This is a genomic window from Shouchella oshimensis, from assembly GCF_002019765.1.
Classification (GTDB): Bacteria; Bacillota; Bacilli; order Bacillales; family Bacillaceae_D; genus Shouchella; species Shouchella oshimensis.
In genome coordinates, this window is sequence record NZ_KV917380.1 from 707215 (window position 1) to 721754 (window position 14540).

Genomic DNA, 14540 nt, shown 5'->3' on the forward strand with positions numbered 1-14540 from the left:
TTCAAGGTTCGTGTATACTTCTTTTAATGATTGATTGGTTAATCAATCGTCAAAGGAGTGTGACAGATGCCTCTATCAGATGGTCAACGAGAAAGCATGAAGAAAAAGCGAGCAGCTATCCTTACTGCTGCCACCAATTTATTTGCTACCTTGGGGTTTGAAGGGACAACAATAAAAAAAGTATCAGAAGCGGCAAATGTTAGTTTTGGAAGTGTATTTACTTATTTTAAAGATAAAGAAACTTTATTTTATGCTGTAGTTGTGGAACCAATTGACATATTTAAAGAAGAAGTTTTATCTTTTAACCCCTATGCAGAAGAGCCTGTAGTTGAGTTAAAAAAGATGATTCACACGCATATTGACTTATACGCCCGGCTTCAAGATTATTTAACTATTGTTGTTCAAATTATCGGTCAGTATCAAAAATACCCAGATATGTTTGCTAAACTAGATGAGTTTAACGATGAATTTTGTGAACGAGTCAAAATACTAGTAGAGAATGGACAGAAAACAAATGTACTAGTCAAGCAAGATTCGATGACTGTGGCAACCATGTATACGAGCTTGTTAACTGGACTTCGCATCAATACGACTGACTCAAGATACAGTAGTTTTTGGGAACCATTTAAGCACTCGGCTATACAGTTATTTGGACCTATAAAGTAATAGGTTCGTTTTTCTACATTAAAAACGATTGATTAATCAATCGTCAATAAAGGAGATGTACGTTTGTCCTCATTTCGTTCCTTTTCTCAAACCATTCAAATTCGGTTATTATTAATGTTTATGGCAAAATTAACAACGATGATGGTTATTCCCTATTTAATTATTTATTTTTCTGCAAAGTTGGGTGTTATTACAAGTGGATTTATGTTAATAGCTGTTATTATGGCAAGTGTTGCGGGCGCAATGATAGGAGGACCTGCAGCAGACCGATTTGGTAGAAAAAAACTCATTCTTTTGTTCGAAAGTATAATTATTATTAGCTATTTAGGTGCAGCATTGTCTAATGGATCGTGGGGGACGTCGGCGTTAGCAACATTTTTATTTTTTCTTATGGCCCAATTTAGTACGGGAGCTGTTAATCCTATTTATCAAGCATTAATTCTTGATTGCAGTCAGCCTAATGAAAGACAAGAAATTTATACCTATTCATACTGGCTAGGCAATATCAGTGTCGCCATCGGCAGTTTATTAGGAGCTATGCTGTTTAATAAATTTTTATTTTTCTTATTACTTTCCGTTGCATGTACAAGTTTAGTTGCTGTGATTGTAACCATCTTTTTTATACAAGAAACGATGCCAAGAAAAACTGAATTGCGTCATACCTCCAAAAAGTTAGCTTGTCGAAAAAAGCTTGCTAAGCGCTTAGGAGAGAGGGGGTTTTTGACCTTCTGCTTTGCTAGTTTGCTTGTTGTTGCAATGGAAGAGCAGCTCACGAACTATTTAGGAATTCGATTTGTACAAGAGATTCAAAAAGGGGAAGGGGTATTGATACTTCTTTCTACTGAAGCAAGTGGAATAGAAATGCTTGGGTTGTTAAAGGTTGAGAATACGGTAATTGTCATTCTGTTCACACTCGGTATTGCAAAGTGGACAAAAAAGTGGTCTCCTTATGTGACGTTGCTTGGTGGGGTGTTCTTATTTTTTATAGGTTACATTACTCTAAGTATAAGTACGACACCATTTATACTAATAATCGGAATGTTTATTGCGTCAATTGGTGAAGTGCTTTATATGCCCATAAAGCAGACGATGTTAGCAACCATCGTTCCAGATCATGCACGTAGTACCTATATGAGTTGGTATCAAATTGCTTTATTACTTGGTGTTTGTAGCGCAGGAGCTTTTCTGGTGATAAGCCATTGGTTATCCTTTACTACCATGACGTTCTTATTCTGTTTAATAGGTTTGGGAAGTGTCATTCTTTTCTATCGATTTATTCAAAACATGGATGAGGAAAGGAAAGACAATCGTTTTCGACAAGAAGTTTAGGGTCATGCTGAAGTGGGAATGATACTAAAAAATCGGAAGGATTGAATAAGTATGAAAGGGATGATTAAAGGAGTAGGGGCTCTTTTCTTATGTGTGGTACTGGCTTATCTTTTTTCTTACGCGACAACCTTTACAGGCATGCTTCCTATGCTCGTCATTTTAAGTGTTTGTGGAGGCATAATGGGAATGTTCGCTTTGCTTGAATTGTTAAAAGACCATGTAGATACAGAGAGCTAAAGAAGCCTCCGAAAAGGGAAGCTTCCTTTTTTATGTCTTTTTTATAGTTGTTTAGGCGTCTCACACATTGTTCTATTATTTTCCTTTTGCTTGTATGTTAAGGATTCTCCTATAATGAAGACGTAAAGGTTTGAAGTAAACTAAGGTTGGTTACCTTTACTAGTAGAGAATAAGTATGATTGAAAAATAAGGGCGTGACCGTATGAGACGATTACTGGTATGTGTTGTTATAGTGATCATTGCCTATAGTACACGAGAATTTTGGTTTGAACCGACAAAGAAAGCTTTAGCTTCATCTGTTGATTCGATTCAAGAGTGGAGTGGAGATACAACCTTTGATTTTTCCTTTGAATTTGTAGACGATTTTCTCCGTGCTGTTTTGCCTGTTGAAGAACAACCTGAAGAAGAAGCAGTTGCAGTTGAAGCCCCAGCACCAGACCTTGTAACTCCTGAAGATACGTTCTTTTCCGTTCATAATATAGAGCTAGGTGATACGAAACAAGAAGTAGAAGAAGAGGTTGGAGAGCCAAAACGGGTGACTGTAAATGAGTACGGGTTAGAGTGGTATGCGTATCATTCAGATTATCAGAATTTCTTTATGGTTTCTTATAATGAGAATGACCTCGTAAAAGGTCTTTATACGAATCAAGACTTACTTGCATCAGAGAGCGGTATCACATATGGTACTCCCCAACAGGTTGTGCGAGAGCAATTAGGGGAGCCGATTGATGTTCTACGCAAGGGACTGTTTTCTTATAAATTGAACGAAGAAGAAGCGTATGATTTGTTCGAGCTTGAAGACAGTTATGTGACGATGTTTTATGATGAACATCAAGATCTGACTGTGACAGGGATTCAGATTATGGATCATGATGTTGAACAAGATAAACGTTCGCTGTACGCAGATGAAGATGAGGCATTACGTGATGGATTCGAATATCAACTTTTTGATGTGATGAATGCAGAAAGAGTAGCGCATGGTTTGCCGATTCTGGTGTGGGCTGAAGATGTGCGCTATACAGCAAGGAAACATAGTGCTGACATGGCAGAAAAACGTTACTTCGATCACACTAATTTAGAGGGGCAGTCTCCTTATGATCGCATGCAGGAAGATGGCATTCGCTTTAGGACCGCTGGTGAAAACCTTGCAATGGGGCAGTTCAGTAGTATCTATGCCCATGAAGGATTAATGAATTCACTTGGACACCGTGAAGCGATTTTAAACGCCCAATTTGAAAATGTAGGAATTGGCGTTGCTTTTGGGGAAGAAGGCCAACCGTTCTTCACTGAAAAATTTTATACAAGATAAGAAGCTATGGATTTCCCTATCCATAGCTTTTTTGTGTGGGAATCTGTTTTTAAATTGTTATGAAATAAGATGAATGCTAAAAGAACGATTTAGTAAAACAGTAAGTAAGGCTAGAGAGAAGCGGACTCCTGATCTTGCTGTTGACAGATACTTTCTTAAGTTATATGGTTAGTTACATAAGTAATGAACCCCGGAGGTTTAAACGACATGGTATTTTCTTTTTCCGGTGATCAACCGATTTTCAGGCAACTAACTGTTCGGATAGCAAATGAGATTGTTAGTGGGGCGTTAAAAGAAGGGGATCAAATTCCTTCCACAAATGAATTTGCGAAGCAATTACAGATTAATCCGGCAACTGCAGCGAAAGGCATTAACTTATTGGTTGACCAAAAGATTTTATATAAAAAGAGAGGAATTGGTATGTTCGTAGCGGAAGGTGCAAGAGCTAAGCTTATACAGGAAAGGCAAGAATCGTTTAAACAGAACTACATTATACCGTTGTTAGACGAGGCTACGCAGATCGATTTAAGTGATGAGCACATTAAACAACTAATTGATAATGAGAGGAGCAGACGTAAATGAATATTTCATTAAATCAAGTAAGAAAACAGATAAAAGGGCAAGAGATACTAAGAAATATGAACATAACGATTGACAAAGTAGGCATATACGCAGTCCTCGGACCCAATGGTGCAGGGAAAACGACGTGTATGCATGTCATGGCAGGGTTAGCAAATTGGGATAGCGGTACTGTAGAAGTATATGGTGCCAGCCCTTTTGATAATGCTTCTATTTTACATCACATCTGTTTTATTCAAGAAAGCGATAATTTCAAACCAACGCTTAAAGTTAAAGATGTTTTAAAACAGATAGAGGCCTTTTATCCAAATTTAAATCAAGAACTACTGCATCGTCTTGTGAAAGAGTATGATTTACCGTTAAACAAACGTTTAATTGAATTATCAAAAGGGATGAATTCAGCTCTAAATATGAGTATTGGCTTAGCCAGCCGAGCGCCATTAACAATCTTTGACGAACCCTATATAGGTATGGACGCGACGGCGAGAAAAAAGCTATACAAAGAGATTATTGAAGACTACGTCGACTATCCTCGGATCATTTTATTTTCAACACACTTCATTGAAGAAACGGAAAGCATTTTTGAGCACGCTATCATTGTGAATCATGGTCAAGTGTTATTACAAGAGCCAGTTGAAGAACTTGCTGAGAGAGCCTTACGTATTACAGGTCCTACGGAGGCGATGAAAACAATAAATCGTTCAGTCTATAAAATCATATCTGAAGATTCGTTTTTGTCTGAATCGACAGTAGCGATATTGTTGGATAAGGGTCAGGAGCTGGCGTTACCAATGAACTGTAGCGTCCAACCATTATCGCTTCAAGAGTTCTTTATTGACTACACAGCAAAGGAGAGGTCGTTCGTATGAATCAACTAATGGTACTCAATAAACTCATTCTCTCAGATATGTTAAAAGGCTTCCTTTATTTTTGGTTCATGCTTTTAGGCTTTTTACTTTTAGGCTACACAATTGCTTGGTTTATAAATGGTACAACGATTATATTATTTGTATGGCCCATATTCCTTGTATGGCTATGTGCCAACAGCTTTCAACTGACGAAAAATAATCTTGAATATGCATTAAAACTAGGAGCAACACGCTCTCAATTCTTTTTCTCTAGTTTGATTATTCTTCTAGCGGCCATTCTAATAGGTCAATGTCTCCATCGGCTTTATCTTGTTATATTACCGGCGATCAGTAGCGTATTTTCACTTGAAAATGTGACACTTGTCGGTTTCCAAGAACTATTACCTGAGCTTACATTCATACATGGAATAGGATACGATATCACGTTTGCTGTTCTTTTAGCTGGCCTTTTCTATTTATTCGGGACGGTGCGTTTTCGTTATGGAATGATGCCTCTTTACGTTGCGCTTGCTGTTATGGGCCTTTTGCTATTAATCCCTTTGGTGAGAGAAGCGAGTATGAAGTGGTTTACTCAGCTATATGACGGGAAGTTTCTTGAATCCTTTTTCTTACTCGCTCTCATTGGTGTGGTGACATTTAGTGCTAGTCACCCGTTGTTAAAACGCATGACACTTCGCTAAAAAGTAAAGTGATATCAACACTTTTTGTGCTCGTTTTTTTGATTATCGCATGTTAGTAGCTAAACGAATAAAAAAAGAGAATAGACAGGAGGAAGTCGGGTGCTTCCTTTCAAGAGGGGGTCTTTTTCTATTTACAGTACAATTGATTAAGGAGAATAATCGTGTGAAAATGGAGTAGAGAGATTGGAGGGGCTGGTATGTTTTTACGAAATATTACAATTCAGCATGATCGTATTGCATCGTACAACGTGTACCCGTTTTCTATTCCGTTTGTAAAGCGGACGGATGAACTGAAAATTGAAGCACCGATTACGTTTTTTGTTGGGGAAAATGGTTCAGGCAAATCAACGTTATTAGAAGGGATTGCTGATAAATGTGAGTTTAACACGGCTGGTGGAAGTCGAAACAACGTGTATGACCTTCATGCTTCTGAATCTTCACTTGGCGACTATTTACGGTTATCGTGGCTACCTAAAGCAACAAAAGGATTCTTTTTCAGAGCTGAGTCTTTTTTTCACTTTGCCTCTTATTTAGACAGTCATCCTGAAGCCCTTAACGCGTATGGAGGCAAATCGCTTCATCATCAATCACACGGAGAATCGTTTTTCTCCCTCTTTGCAAATCGGTTTGGACAGAAAGGAATTTATTTATTAGATGAGCCTGAAGCAGCTCTTTCTCCACAGCGGCAGCTTTCGTTTTTGCGTATACTGCATGATTTAACAAAGAAGGGACAGTGCCAATTTATCATTGCAACACATTCTCCTATCTTACTTGGATTTCCGAATGCTGCTATTTTTCATTTCGGTGAAGAGTCAATAAAAAAAGTTGAGTATGAAGAGACAAATGCCTATGCGGTGACACGTTCCTTTTTGCAACATCGGAAGACAATGCTTGAGGAACTATTACGTGATGATGAAGAAGAGAGTCAGGAATGACCCTCTTATAAGTGAAAGGTGAATTCAATAAATGCTGCTAGAACTGGAATAGAAAAGAAACCTAGCGTAAGGATCAAAACGGACAAGACTAGTAAACCGCTGCTTGGGCGCCGTAGTTGCATAAAGGTAGACGCAATGATGATCATGAGATAGAGGACAAGCAACGTAATCCAAACGCTTGGTACCGGTGCTACATAAATGTTACTAGGATAATAGAGTGCTGTTAGGCCAATCACAAGGGCAAGTACAGCAAGTAAACCGTGAAGTATAATAGATGTTAAACGTAAAGCCATTTCATTCCCTCCAAGAAGACGACTGATCTTCATTGTAAGGGGAACTTACATTTTTTTCAATTGCTAGTAAGAGGGTGATAAGATGCACATAAGGACAATTGAGCTAAAAGACGCTGAGAACTATTTAGCACTAAGTAAACGTATCGATTCCTCGGGCTATATGTTGTTTGAACCTGAAGAAAAAAACATTTCAATCGCGAAACAACAGGAAATGATTGAACAAATCATCCAAACCAAAACCACCGAATTATTTGTGGCTGAAGTAGACGAAAGCTTAATTGGCTTTATCATGGCGATTGGTGGGACAGTAAAGCGTAAACGTCACTCTGCCTACATTGTAATCGGTGTTGATGAACCATTTCGTGGCAAAGGAGTAGCAACGAAATTATTTAAACGGTTATTCGAATGGGCGAAAGAGATGAAGCTAACTCGATTGGAGTTAACGGTTATGAAAACCAACACAGAAGCCTATCGACTGTACCGCAATTTAGGATTTACGGTTGAAGGGGAAAAGATCCATTCCTTACTAGTGGATGGAAAGCCTGTGAATGAATATTACTTATATAAACTACTATAAATAGGGGGACTTTCATGATTCCTTTAGTCTATGATCAACTGAATCACTTTGGTAAAGATGACGAATTTATTCTTGCTTTATTAGAAAAAGTCAATGTTCAGGTAGTAGCTGATTTAGGATGCGGTACAGGGCGGTTAACGGTTCATTATATAGAAAGAGGTTATGATGTAACAGGAATTGATCCGAATGAAGAAGCGCTTGCTTATGCCAAAAAGAAATGGCGAGGAAAAGAGGTACAGTGGGTTCTTGGTGATAGCTCGATGTTAAAAAAAGAAACATATGATGCAGTTGTATTAACAGCAAATGTGTCCCAAGTTTTTCTTACTGAGGAAAGCTGGGAGAAAATGCTCCAAGATGCCTATCGTGGGCTGAAAAAGGGAGGTCATCTTATTTTTGATACACGTAATCCCGAAGCAAAGGTATGGGAACAGTGGGAACAAGATGATACGCCGGATTTCGCTGTTCATGAACAGACAGGGGAGCCATTAGAAATTTGGACGACTTATGATGGATTTATTGATGATGTTTATACCTTTTATGAAACGGTAAAAGGGGCTCAATCTGGAGAGGTGTATGTAACCGAACAAATGAAGCTGACGTTCAGAAGTCATGAAACGTTGCGGCAGTCATTGCATCAGGCGGGTTTTTCTTCGGTATACAGCTACGGTGACTGGGAATTTAAAAAAGCAACCCCGTCAAGCTCATCCTTTATCTTTCATGGAATAAAATAATGTCTTTACTTTATTCAGAAAAATACCTATAATAAAAAAACGAAACAAGCGACGATGAGAAGAGTACTTGTGCACAAGCATAACAGAGAACTCCTGATGGTGGGAATGGAGAATGTAATGGCGCAAGGAAACAAGTCTCTGAGCTGTACAAAGGATCTTTCATTTCAACTGAAAGTGATGGTGTGCCGGGTTCTCCCGTTATTGAGATAGAGTATAACCATTCATGTGAATGGCGTACTTGAAAAGGTTGTTGTAGCGATACAGCAGCAAACTGGGGTGGCACCGCGAAACTTCTAACAATCCGAAGTCTCGCCCCCAAGGTTAAGAACCTTGGGAGGTGAGACTTTTTTTCGTTGTTCAAAAAAACGATTAGGAGTGGTGCTACATGAACTGGAAAGCCCCTATACTTTTGTTAGTTGGTGTTGGAATTTCAAATATTGGTGCGTGGGTTTACCTACTTGCTTTAAATTTAACGGTATTAACCATGACAGGGAATTCACCTTTAGCAGTTGGAATTCTGTATTTACTAATCCCAATGGCCACCCTTTTAACTGATGTGTGGGCAGGTTCGTATATTGATCGGTTAAACAAACGAACGCTAATGATCATATTAGATATTGTGCGTGCATGCTTGATCTTCTGTCTACCATTTTTGGATTCATTGGTATTCATCTATCTACTTGTTTTGTTGATTAATATGGGTAGTTCAATGTTTGAATCAACATCAATTGTCTATATGACAAAGTTAATCCCGAAAGAGAATAGGCAGCGTTTCAACTCATTGCGAAATTTCATTCAGTCCAGTGGCTTTTTACTCGGACCCTCAATCGCAGGGATGCTTTTTATTGTTAGTTCAGCCAATATGGCTATTTTTGTGAATGCGATTGCCTTACTCGTATCAGCGTTTGTCATTATGCTACTTCCTAATCTTGATTCCAAAGATGAAGAAGTGGTCTATGAAAGAGTAACGCTTCCCGTCATAAAGGAAGATTGGAAAATGGTTGTGGCTTTTGGGCGTAAACATACACATGTGACGTGGGTGTATCTCTTATTTGGCGGGTTTGTTGTTTTTTTAGCAGGGATTGATTCCATAGAAGCGGCATTTGCAAGGACGGTGCTACTATTATCTGAAAGTACGTATGGCTTCCTAGTCGCCATTGCTGGTCTAGGAATGGTCGTGAGTTCACTTTTGAATGCTTGGTTTGCGAAGAAGCTCAAGATAAATATATTAATGGGCATTGGTGCAGTAGTTGCGCCAATTGGCTATTGTATTTTTGCATTTTCCCACACATTTCTTATAGCTTCACTGGGTGTTTTCATCGTGACATTTGCTATTACATTCGCCAATATAGGGTTTCTCACTTTTTACCAGCGTCATATTCCGCTATCAATTATGGGACGGTTTACGAATCTTGTTGGTATGGTCGAGGCGGTGTTAACGATTGTGGCAGTTGCATTAATCGGTACTTTTGCAGAATGGAGTGCTATTCGTCCTGTCTATATTTTTAGTTCGGCTATGTTTCTCGTCTTTGGCTGCTACATGTATATGGTTGTGATGAATAAAGGGAAAAAATCGTACTATGAGAATGAATAGCCTAAGGAATAGTTATAATGAAACAAAGCTTGTTTAACGATAAAGTACCATAGGCTGCTTAACTAGCAGCCTATGGTACTTTTTTAAGTGAACAGTCCGTGTAAATTAAAAAAACAAGACGGCGAAAAGGGTTGAAACGATCAATCCGATGATAACCGGAAGAAAGCAAACTCGAACGATTTCCTGTGCTGGTACCCGTGATACACCAGCAACTGCTACTAGGGAAGACCAGGCAATCAGCGTACCACCACCAACCCAAACTGCCCCCATTTGTCCAATGGCCGCTAAAGTGACTGGGTCCATCCCAGATACTGGACCGAGAGCACCAGCAAGTGCGCCTGTAAGGGGTAGGCCAGAAAAGCCAGATCCATCGAGACCTGTGATCATCCCAATTAGTAAAATACCAAACGCCGTCCAACCACCGGATTCTGGAATGAACGGTTGACCAGCTGAGACCAGTTCAAAAAGAAAAGCTGGTGAAGCATCTGTTTGCAAAATAGCCGACGAAAAGTCACTACTTCCTAAAAAGAAAAATCCTGCAATGGGAATAACTGGTCCCATTGCCCTAAAGGCAAATAAGAATCCGTCTACAAGATGATCACTTACAGAATCAAACACTTGCTTTGGTTTATGAACGAGACTCGTTAAAATGAGTAAGAGTAATGCTAATCCTCCTATTAAAGCAGCCCCTGCACCGCCTTCTAAAGACAAGTTAGTGAAAAAGGCTGTATAGAGCATATAGCCAACAACTAAAAGAAAGCATAGTGGCACAACAATGGCAAAAAGCTTTGATTTCCACGTGACTTGTACGTCAGTTTTTATTTGAGTAACGCCCTGCATCCATTTCGTTAAATGACGGTCGTCTTTTCGCTTAATGTGCCGTCTAAGAAATAAATAAGCAAGGAGGATGGCGGTGATTCCTGTAAGGAGAGAAAGAATCAGTGCTTGATCCGCAACCGCCTGCACCTCAACACCAGCCGCTGTAGCACTAAGCATTGGTGCAATTTGAATCATATAGTCAGAAGAGAGTGCCATCCCTTGCCCCGCCAAAACAATTGCCGCAGCACCAGCAATAGGTGGGAGACCAGCACGTATAGCAACAGGTAGTAGCAGCGCCCCGACTAATGGAACTGCTGGCGTTGGCCAAAAGAATAATGAAATGATATACGTAACGAGTATAATAATAAGATACGAGATATGACCGTTAATCATGATTTTCCCAATCGGTTGAATCATTTGTTTGTTCGCACCGATGGCTTCAAGTCCTTGTAAAAGAGCAGACATGACGGCAATGATGAGGAAAATACTGAATAGCTCACCTGCCGCAATAAGGCTAGCTGAGAAAACCGTTTGGACACCAGTAGTGATAGCACCTGTATAGGCGACCCCTAGTAGAAACGTCATAATAATGGCAGGGACAACGACATTTTTTCGAAAAAGCATGGTGCCAATAATGAGTAACATGCCAAAGAGATAAAGCCAATGTGGAAGCGTCAACACCCTTCATCAGAGTCCTTTCTACAATAAAGTTGTTGCTGTAGCATATGCATGTGCCTAGAGTGGGGTGCAGTATGTACGGAAATAGCAAATAAGGTGCTTGTGCTATAATATAGTAGAAAAGGGTAAAAAGGTAAAAAAGTGGGTGGTAGTATGAAAGAATGGTCTACTGTTTCGATTATTCTAAGTGGTCTCGTTTTCTCTATTAGTATCGTTCTTCTTTTGATTTGTTCCTCTTATCTTTTTAATACGGAACGAATAATCGTATTCGAAGTCCTCTTAGGAGTACTAGCGTTTGTTTTTTTTACTAGCGCAAGCTTCATTAAGAAAAAGCTGAATTGAAAAAGTGAAGTGCTTCTGCGGCACTTTTTTTTTGATGCCATTGTTTAGTTTGAACCGATTGTGTGCCGAATAACGTATGATACGTAATGATAGAGGGGGGATGGACATGTATGATAGTTTTGAAACCGGAGGGGACTGGTTTTTCTCATTATTTCCGGTGGTGTTTTTCTGTATTTTTGCGATTGTCCTAGTCGTTTTTATTAGTGTAGGTGTTAGAGGGTTAAAAGAATGGAACACAAACAATCAATCTCCTAAGTTACGAGTAGACGCAATTGTCACAACAAAGCGATCTGACGTTCGTCAGGGAACGTCTCATCATCATGAGCATTCCTCGTACCGTGCTTCCACTTTTTATTATGCCACCTTCCAATTTGAGAGTGGGGACCGGTTAGAGTTTTCTTTAACGAGTAGTCAGTATGGATTACTTGCCGAAAGAGACGTTGGGACACTAACATTTCAAGGCACACGTTTTCTAAGTTTCGAAAGACGTTGACAATAATAAGCCTTTGCTGCAAAAGCTCATGAAAGAGGCCGATGGATTCATCGGCCTCTTTGTTATACGCATAATTTTGCCATGACGTTTTGAATAAGCTGCAAGCCAACTTCTCCAGACTTGCTTAGTATGGATTCAGGATGAAATTGAACCCCTGCAATTGGTAGATGTTTATGCTGAATGGCCATTGGGATATGGTCAGTAGTGGTTGCCTCTAAGCGTAGGCAATCTGGCAGCGTTTTGGCGTAAATGGAATGATAGCGACCAACACTAATTTGTTTTGGGACATTGCTAAACAGTCCATCTCTCTGTTGAACAAATACGTCTGATTGTTCGCCATGGGACGGCGTTTCAAGCAGGCCGAGCTCACCTTTAAAGTGTTCAACAATGCCTTGGAAGCCTAAGCAAACGCCGAAGATCGGTATGTCTTTTTCTACACAAAGAGCAATGGTGTCTGAGAGTCCGAAGCGTTTAGGTGTTCCGGGACCAGGAGACAGCACGACTAAATCATATGAATTCCGTTCTAAAAAATCTTGTGCATAAATGGACCGTGTTGTTGAAACGGTTGCACCTGTTTGCTTGAAATAACTACCTAGGGTATGAACAAACGAATCCTCATGATCAACAATAAGGACGCGTTTGCCTTTACCAGATTGCTGGAAAACATGTGGTGTTCTTGGTTCATGGTTTTGTGGCGATACGGCTTCCGCCAGCGCGGAAACTTTCACGAGTGTTTCTTCTTCCTCTTCTTCCGGGTCAGAAGTGTGCAAAAGCGTTGCGCCAACGCGTAACGTTGCAGTATTGTTTTTAATTGCTGTAGTCCGTAAGGTTAAGCCTGTATTAAGGTCACCGTTAAAAGCGAACCAGCCAACTGCACCTCCATACCATCCCCGGGGCGTCTCTTCATTTTTTTCAATCCAGCGTAATGCCTCAATTTTTGGAGCCCCTGTAACGGTTACGGCCCACATATGCGTCATAAACGCATCTAAGGCGTCGTATTCTTCACGCATTTCACCGACTATGTGATCGACTGTATGAAAAAGTCGCGCATAGGTTTCGACTTGCCTGCGTCCAATTACTTCTATAGAGCCTGGTAAGCAAATACGTGCTTTATCATTCCGATCAACGTCTGTGCACATCGTTAGTTCGGTTTCATCTTTTTTCGAGTTTAGCAGTTTTTTAATATTTTGTGCGTCTTCAAGTGGGTCTTTTCCACGGCGAATGGTTCCAGATATGGGGCAGGTTTCTACCTGTTGCCCTTGCACGCGGACAAACATTTCTGGTGAGGCTCCAACAAGGTACTCTTCACCTAAATTAATAATAAAGCCATACGGACTTGGGTTAATGTCGCGTAGTTGTTGAAAAACTTCTGAAGGTGTTAAGACAAGTGATTTTTCAAGCACTTGGGTTGGCACTACTTCAAACAAGTCGCCTGCGTGAAAAGAAGGAATGGCCTTCTTAACAAGATCAGCGTAATAACCCTTTTTATAAGGTGTTTCCCGTGTGAGGGTTCCTCGTTCATATGGTTTAAACTGACCTGTTCTTTCTAAGTGATTCGTCGATTTCTTATTAAATTGGACGTCATAAGAAAGGGTATAGGCGATTGATAAATGATGGTCTACAATGGTTAATTCATCAGGTAAATAGAGAACGAGATCCTTTTGGTCGTCTGGGCGTTTTTTTTCTTTCGCAAGCTGTTCAAATTGATAGATAAGGTCAAACCCGAATGCACCATATAAACCGAAAAATTGATCTTCATCGGAAGCAAATAGTTGTTTCAGTTCTCGAATAATGTGAAAGATGGAAGGTTGTTTGGTGCGGTCTTCCTCATTTTGTATGGCTGCTGTAGCCGGGATCGTTCCGTGTAGGCTCGTTTGTTGGTCATTAAAGCCCCGAATAAAATCAAAACGACTGTTTGAAAAATGAGTACGAACCAGTTCTAATAGAAATTCGCCTCGTTCGTTAAGTGCATTAATGGAATAACGGTTATTTGAAAAGCTTATTTCGAGTGGGGGACGTAAAAAGGCAACATCCCATCTTGAATAACGCCCTGTAAATTCAAAGCTACTTGAAAAAACAGCGCCTTTTACAGCATCTATTTCTGGCAAAATGTCTGTGTCAATTTTGGTTGGGGAGACGGTCTCAATTCTTCTTGTAACGAGAATGTCTCCGTCTGTAATGTAGTGTTTTGTTTTTTCATTTGTTTTCAATGTGGAAAGAATACTCACACTAAAAAACCTCCTTTGTATACGTTTGTATACAGAGAAAGCATCAGCAAATAAACAGGGGTATGCCCTTTTTATAATCGTTTGCTCTACTCATCTCTGCTCTTCTCACTAAACTCTACTCAACTAGTTCTCTACATAAAACACATTTATGCTTGTTACACATTCTATTACAGGTATGACG

Annotated in this window: 15 protein-coding genes; 12 read left to right on the plus strand and 3 right to left on the minus strand. The window is 39.8% G+C overall.

All coding sequences use genetic code 11. The features are described from left to right. Positions 1 to 66: 66 nt before the first annotated feature. From BK583_RS03400 to BK583_RS03435, 8 genes are all read left to right on the plus strand, one after another. Complete coding sequence (locus tag BK583_RS03400; RefSeq protein WP_055736770.1) at positions 67 to 666, plus strand: TetR/AcrR family transcriptional regulator; 600 nt, start codon at positions 67 to 69, stop codon at positions 664 to 666. A 63-nt stretch (positions 667 to 729) separates the two neighbouring features. Continuing rightward, positions 730 to 1995: an MFS transporter gene (locus tag BK583_RS03405; RefSeq protein ID WP_055736771.1), complete on the plus strand. Its 1266-nt coding sequence runs from the start codon at positions 730 to 732 to the stop codon at positions 1993 to 1995. Between the two features lie 51 nt (positions 1996 to 2046). Continuing rightward, a complete protein-coding gene (locus BK583_RS03410; RefSeq protein WP_038483522.1) occupies positions 2047 to 2232 on the plus strand; it encodes a hypothetical protein in 186 nt (61 codons plus the stop codon). A gap of 202 nt (positions 2233 to 2434) precedes the next feature. Beyond that, positions 2435 to 3541: a CAP domain-containing protein gene (locus tag BK583_RS03415; protein WP_055736772.1), complete on the plus strand. Its 1107-nt coding sequence runs from the start codon at positions 2435 to 2437 to the stop codon at positions 3539 to 3541. 207 nt (positions 3542 to 3748) lie between these two features. Then, positions 3749 to 4123 (plus strand): GntR family transcriptional regulator, encoded by a 375-nt coding sequence (locus tag BK583_RS03420; RefSeq protein ID WP_038483516.1) that lies wholly within the window; start codon positions 3749 to 3751, stop codon positions 4121 to 4123. Then, on the plus strand, positions 4120 to 4989 hold the full coding sequence (locus BK583_RS03425) for an ATP-binding cassette domain-containing protein (protein ID WP_055736773.1): 870 nt from the start codon (positions 4120 to 4122) through the stop codon (positions 4987 to 4989). The genes BK583_RS03420 and BK583_RS03425 overlap by 4 nt, the downstream gene beginning before the upstream one ends. Next, positions 4986 to 5669 (plus strand): hypothetical protein, encoded by a 684-nt coding sequence (locus tag BK583_RS03430; RefSeq protein WP_055736774.1) that lies wholly within the window; start codon positions 4986 to 4988, stop codon positions 5667 to 5669. The genes BK583_RS03425 and BK583_RS03430 overlap by 4 nt, the downstream gene beginning before the upstream one ends. A 197-nt stretch (positions 5670 to 5866) precedes the next feature. Beyond that, positions 5867 to 6604, plus strand: a complete 738-nt coding sequence (locus tag BK583_RS03435) for an AAA family ATPase (RefSeq protein WP_038483507.1) — start codon at positions 5867 to 5869, stop codon at positions 6602 to 6604. A 5-nt stretch (positions 6605 to 6609) separates the two neighbouring features. On the opposite strand, the gene BK583_RS03440 is transcribed toward BK583_RS03435, so the two are convergent. Beyond that, positions 6610 to 6897, minus strand: a complete 288-nt coding sequence (locus BK583_RS03440; RefSeq protein WP_038483504.1) for a hypothetical protein — start codon at positions 6895 to 6897, stop codon at positions 6610 to 6612. 82 nt (positions 6898 to 6979) lie between these two features. On the opposite strand from BK583_RS03440, the gene BK583_RS03445 reads away from it, so the two are divergent. The 3 genes from BK583_RS03445 to BK583_RS03455 all read left to right on the plus strand — a co-directional run bounded on the left by BK583_RS03445 (position 6980) and on the right by BK583_RS03455 (position 9799). Continuing rightward, positions 6980 to 7474: a GNAT family N-acetyltransferase gene (locus tag BK583_RS03445; protein WP_038483501.1), complete on the plus strand. Its 495-nt coding sequence runs from the start codon at positions 6980 to 6982 to the stop codon at positions 7472 to 7474. A 14-nt stretch (positions 7475 to 7488) separates the two neighbouring features. Then, positions 7489 to 8205: a class I SAM-dependent methyltransferase gene (locus BK583_RS03450; protein WP_055736775.1), complete on the plus strand. Its 717-nt coding sequence runs from the start codon at positions 7489 to 7491 to the stop codon at positions 8203 to 8205. Positions 8206 to 8590: 385 nt separating this feature from the next. Then, positions 8591 to 9799: an MFS transporter gene (locus BK583_RS03455; RefSeq protein WP_055736776.1), complete on the plus strand. Its 1209-nt coding sequence runs from the start codon at positions 8591 to 8593 to the stop codon at positions 9797 to 9799. 105 nt (positions 9800 to 9904) lie between these two features. Here BK583_RS03455 and BK583_RS03460 read toward each other — a convergent pair whose 3' ends face one another. Next, positions 9905 to 11263, minus strand: coding sequence for a hypothetical protein (locus BK583_RS03460; protein WP_055736910.1), 1359 nt, complete (start codon positions 11261 to 11263; stop codon positions 9905 to 9907). 481 nt (positions 11264 to 11744) lie between these two features. On the opposite strand from BK583_RS03460, the gene BK583_RS03470 reads away from it, so the two are divergent. Further along, on the plus strand, positions 11745 to 12131 hold the full coding sequence (locus BK583_RS03470) for a DUF2500 domain-containing protein (RefSeq protein WP_055736778.1): 387 nt from the start codon (positions 11745 to 11747) through the stop codon (positions 12129 to 12131). A gap of 62 nt (positions 12132 to 12193) precedes the next feature. Here the strand turns inward: BK583_RS03470 and BK583_RS03475 are convergent, their stop codons facing one another. Beyond that, on the minus strand, positions 12194 to 14359 hold the full coding sequence (locus BK583_RS03475) for an anthranilate synthase component I (protein WP_055736779.1): 2166 nt from the start codon (positions 14357 to 14359) through the stop codon (positions 12194 to 12196). Between the last annotated feature and the right edge of the window lie 181 nt (positions 14360 to 14540).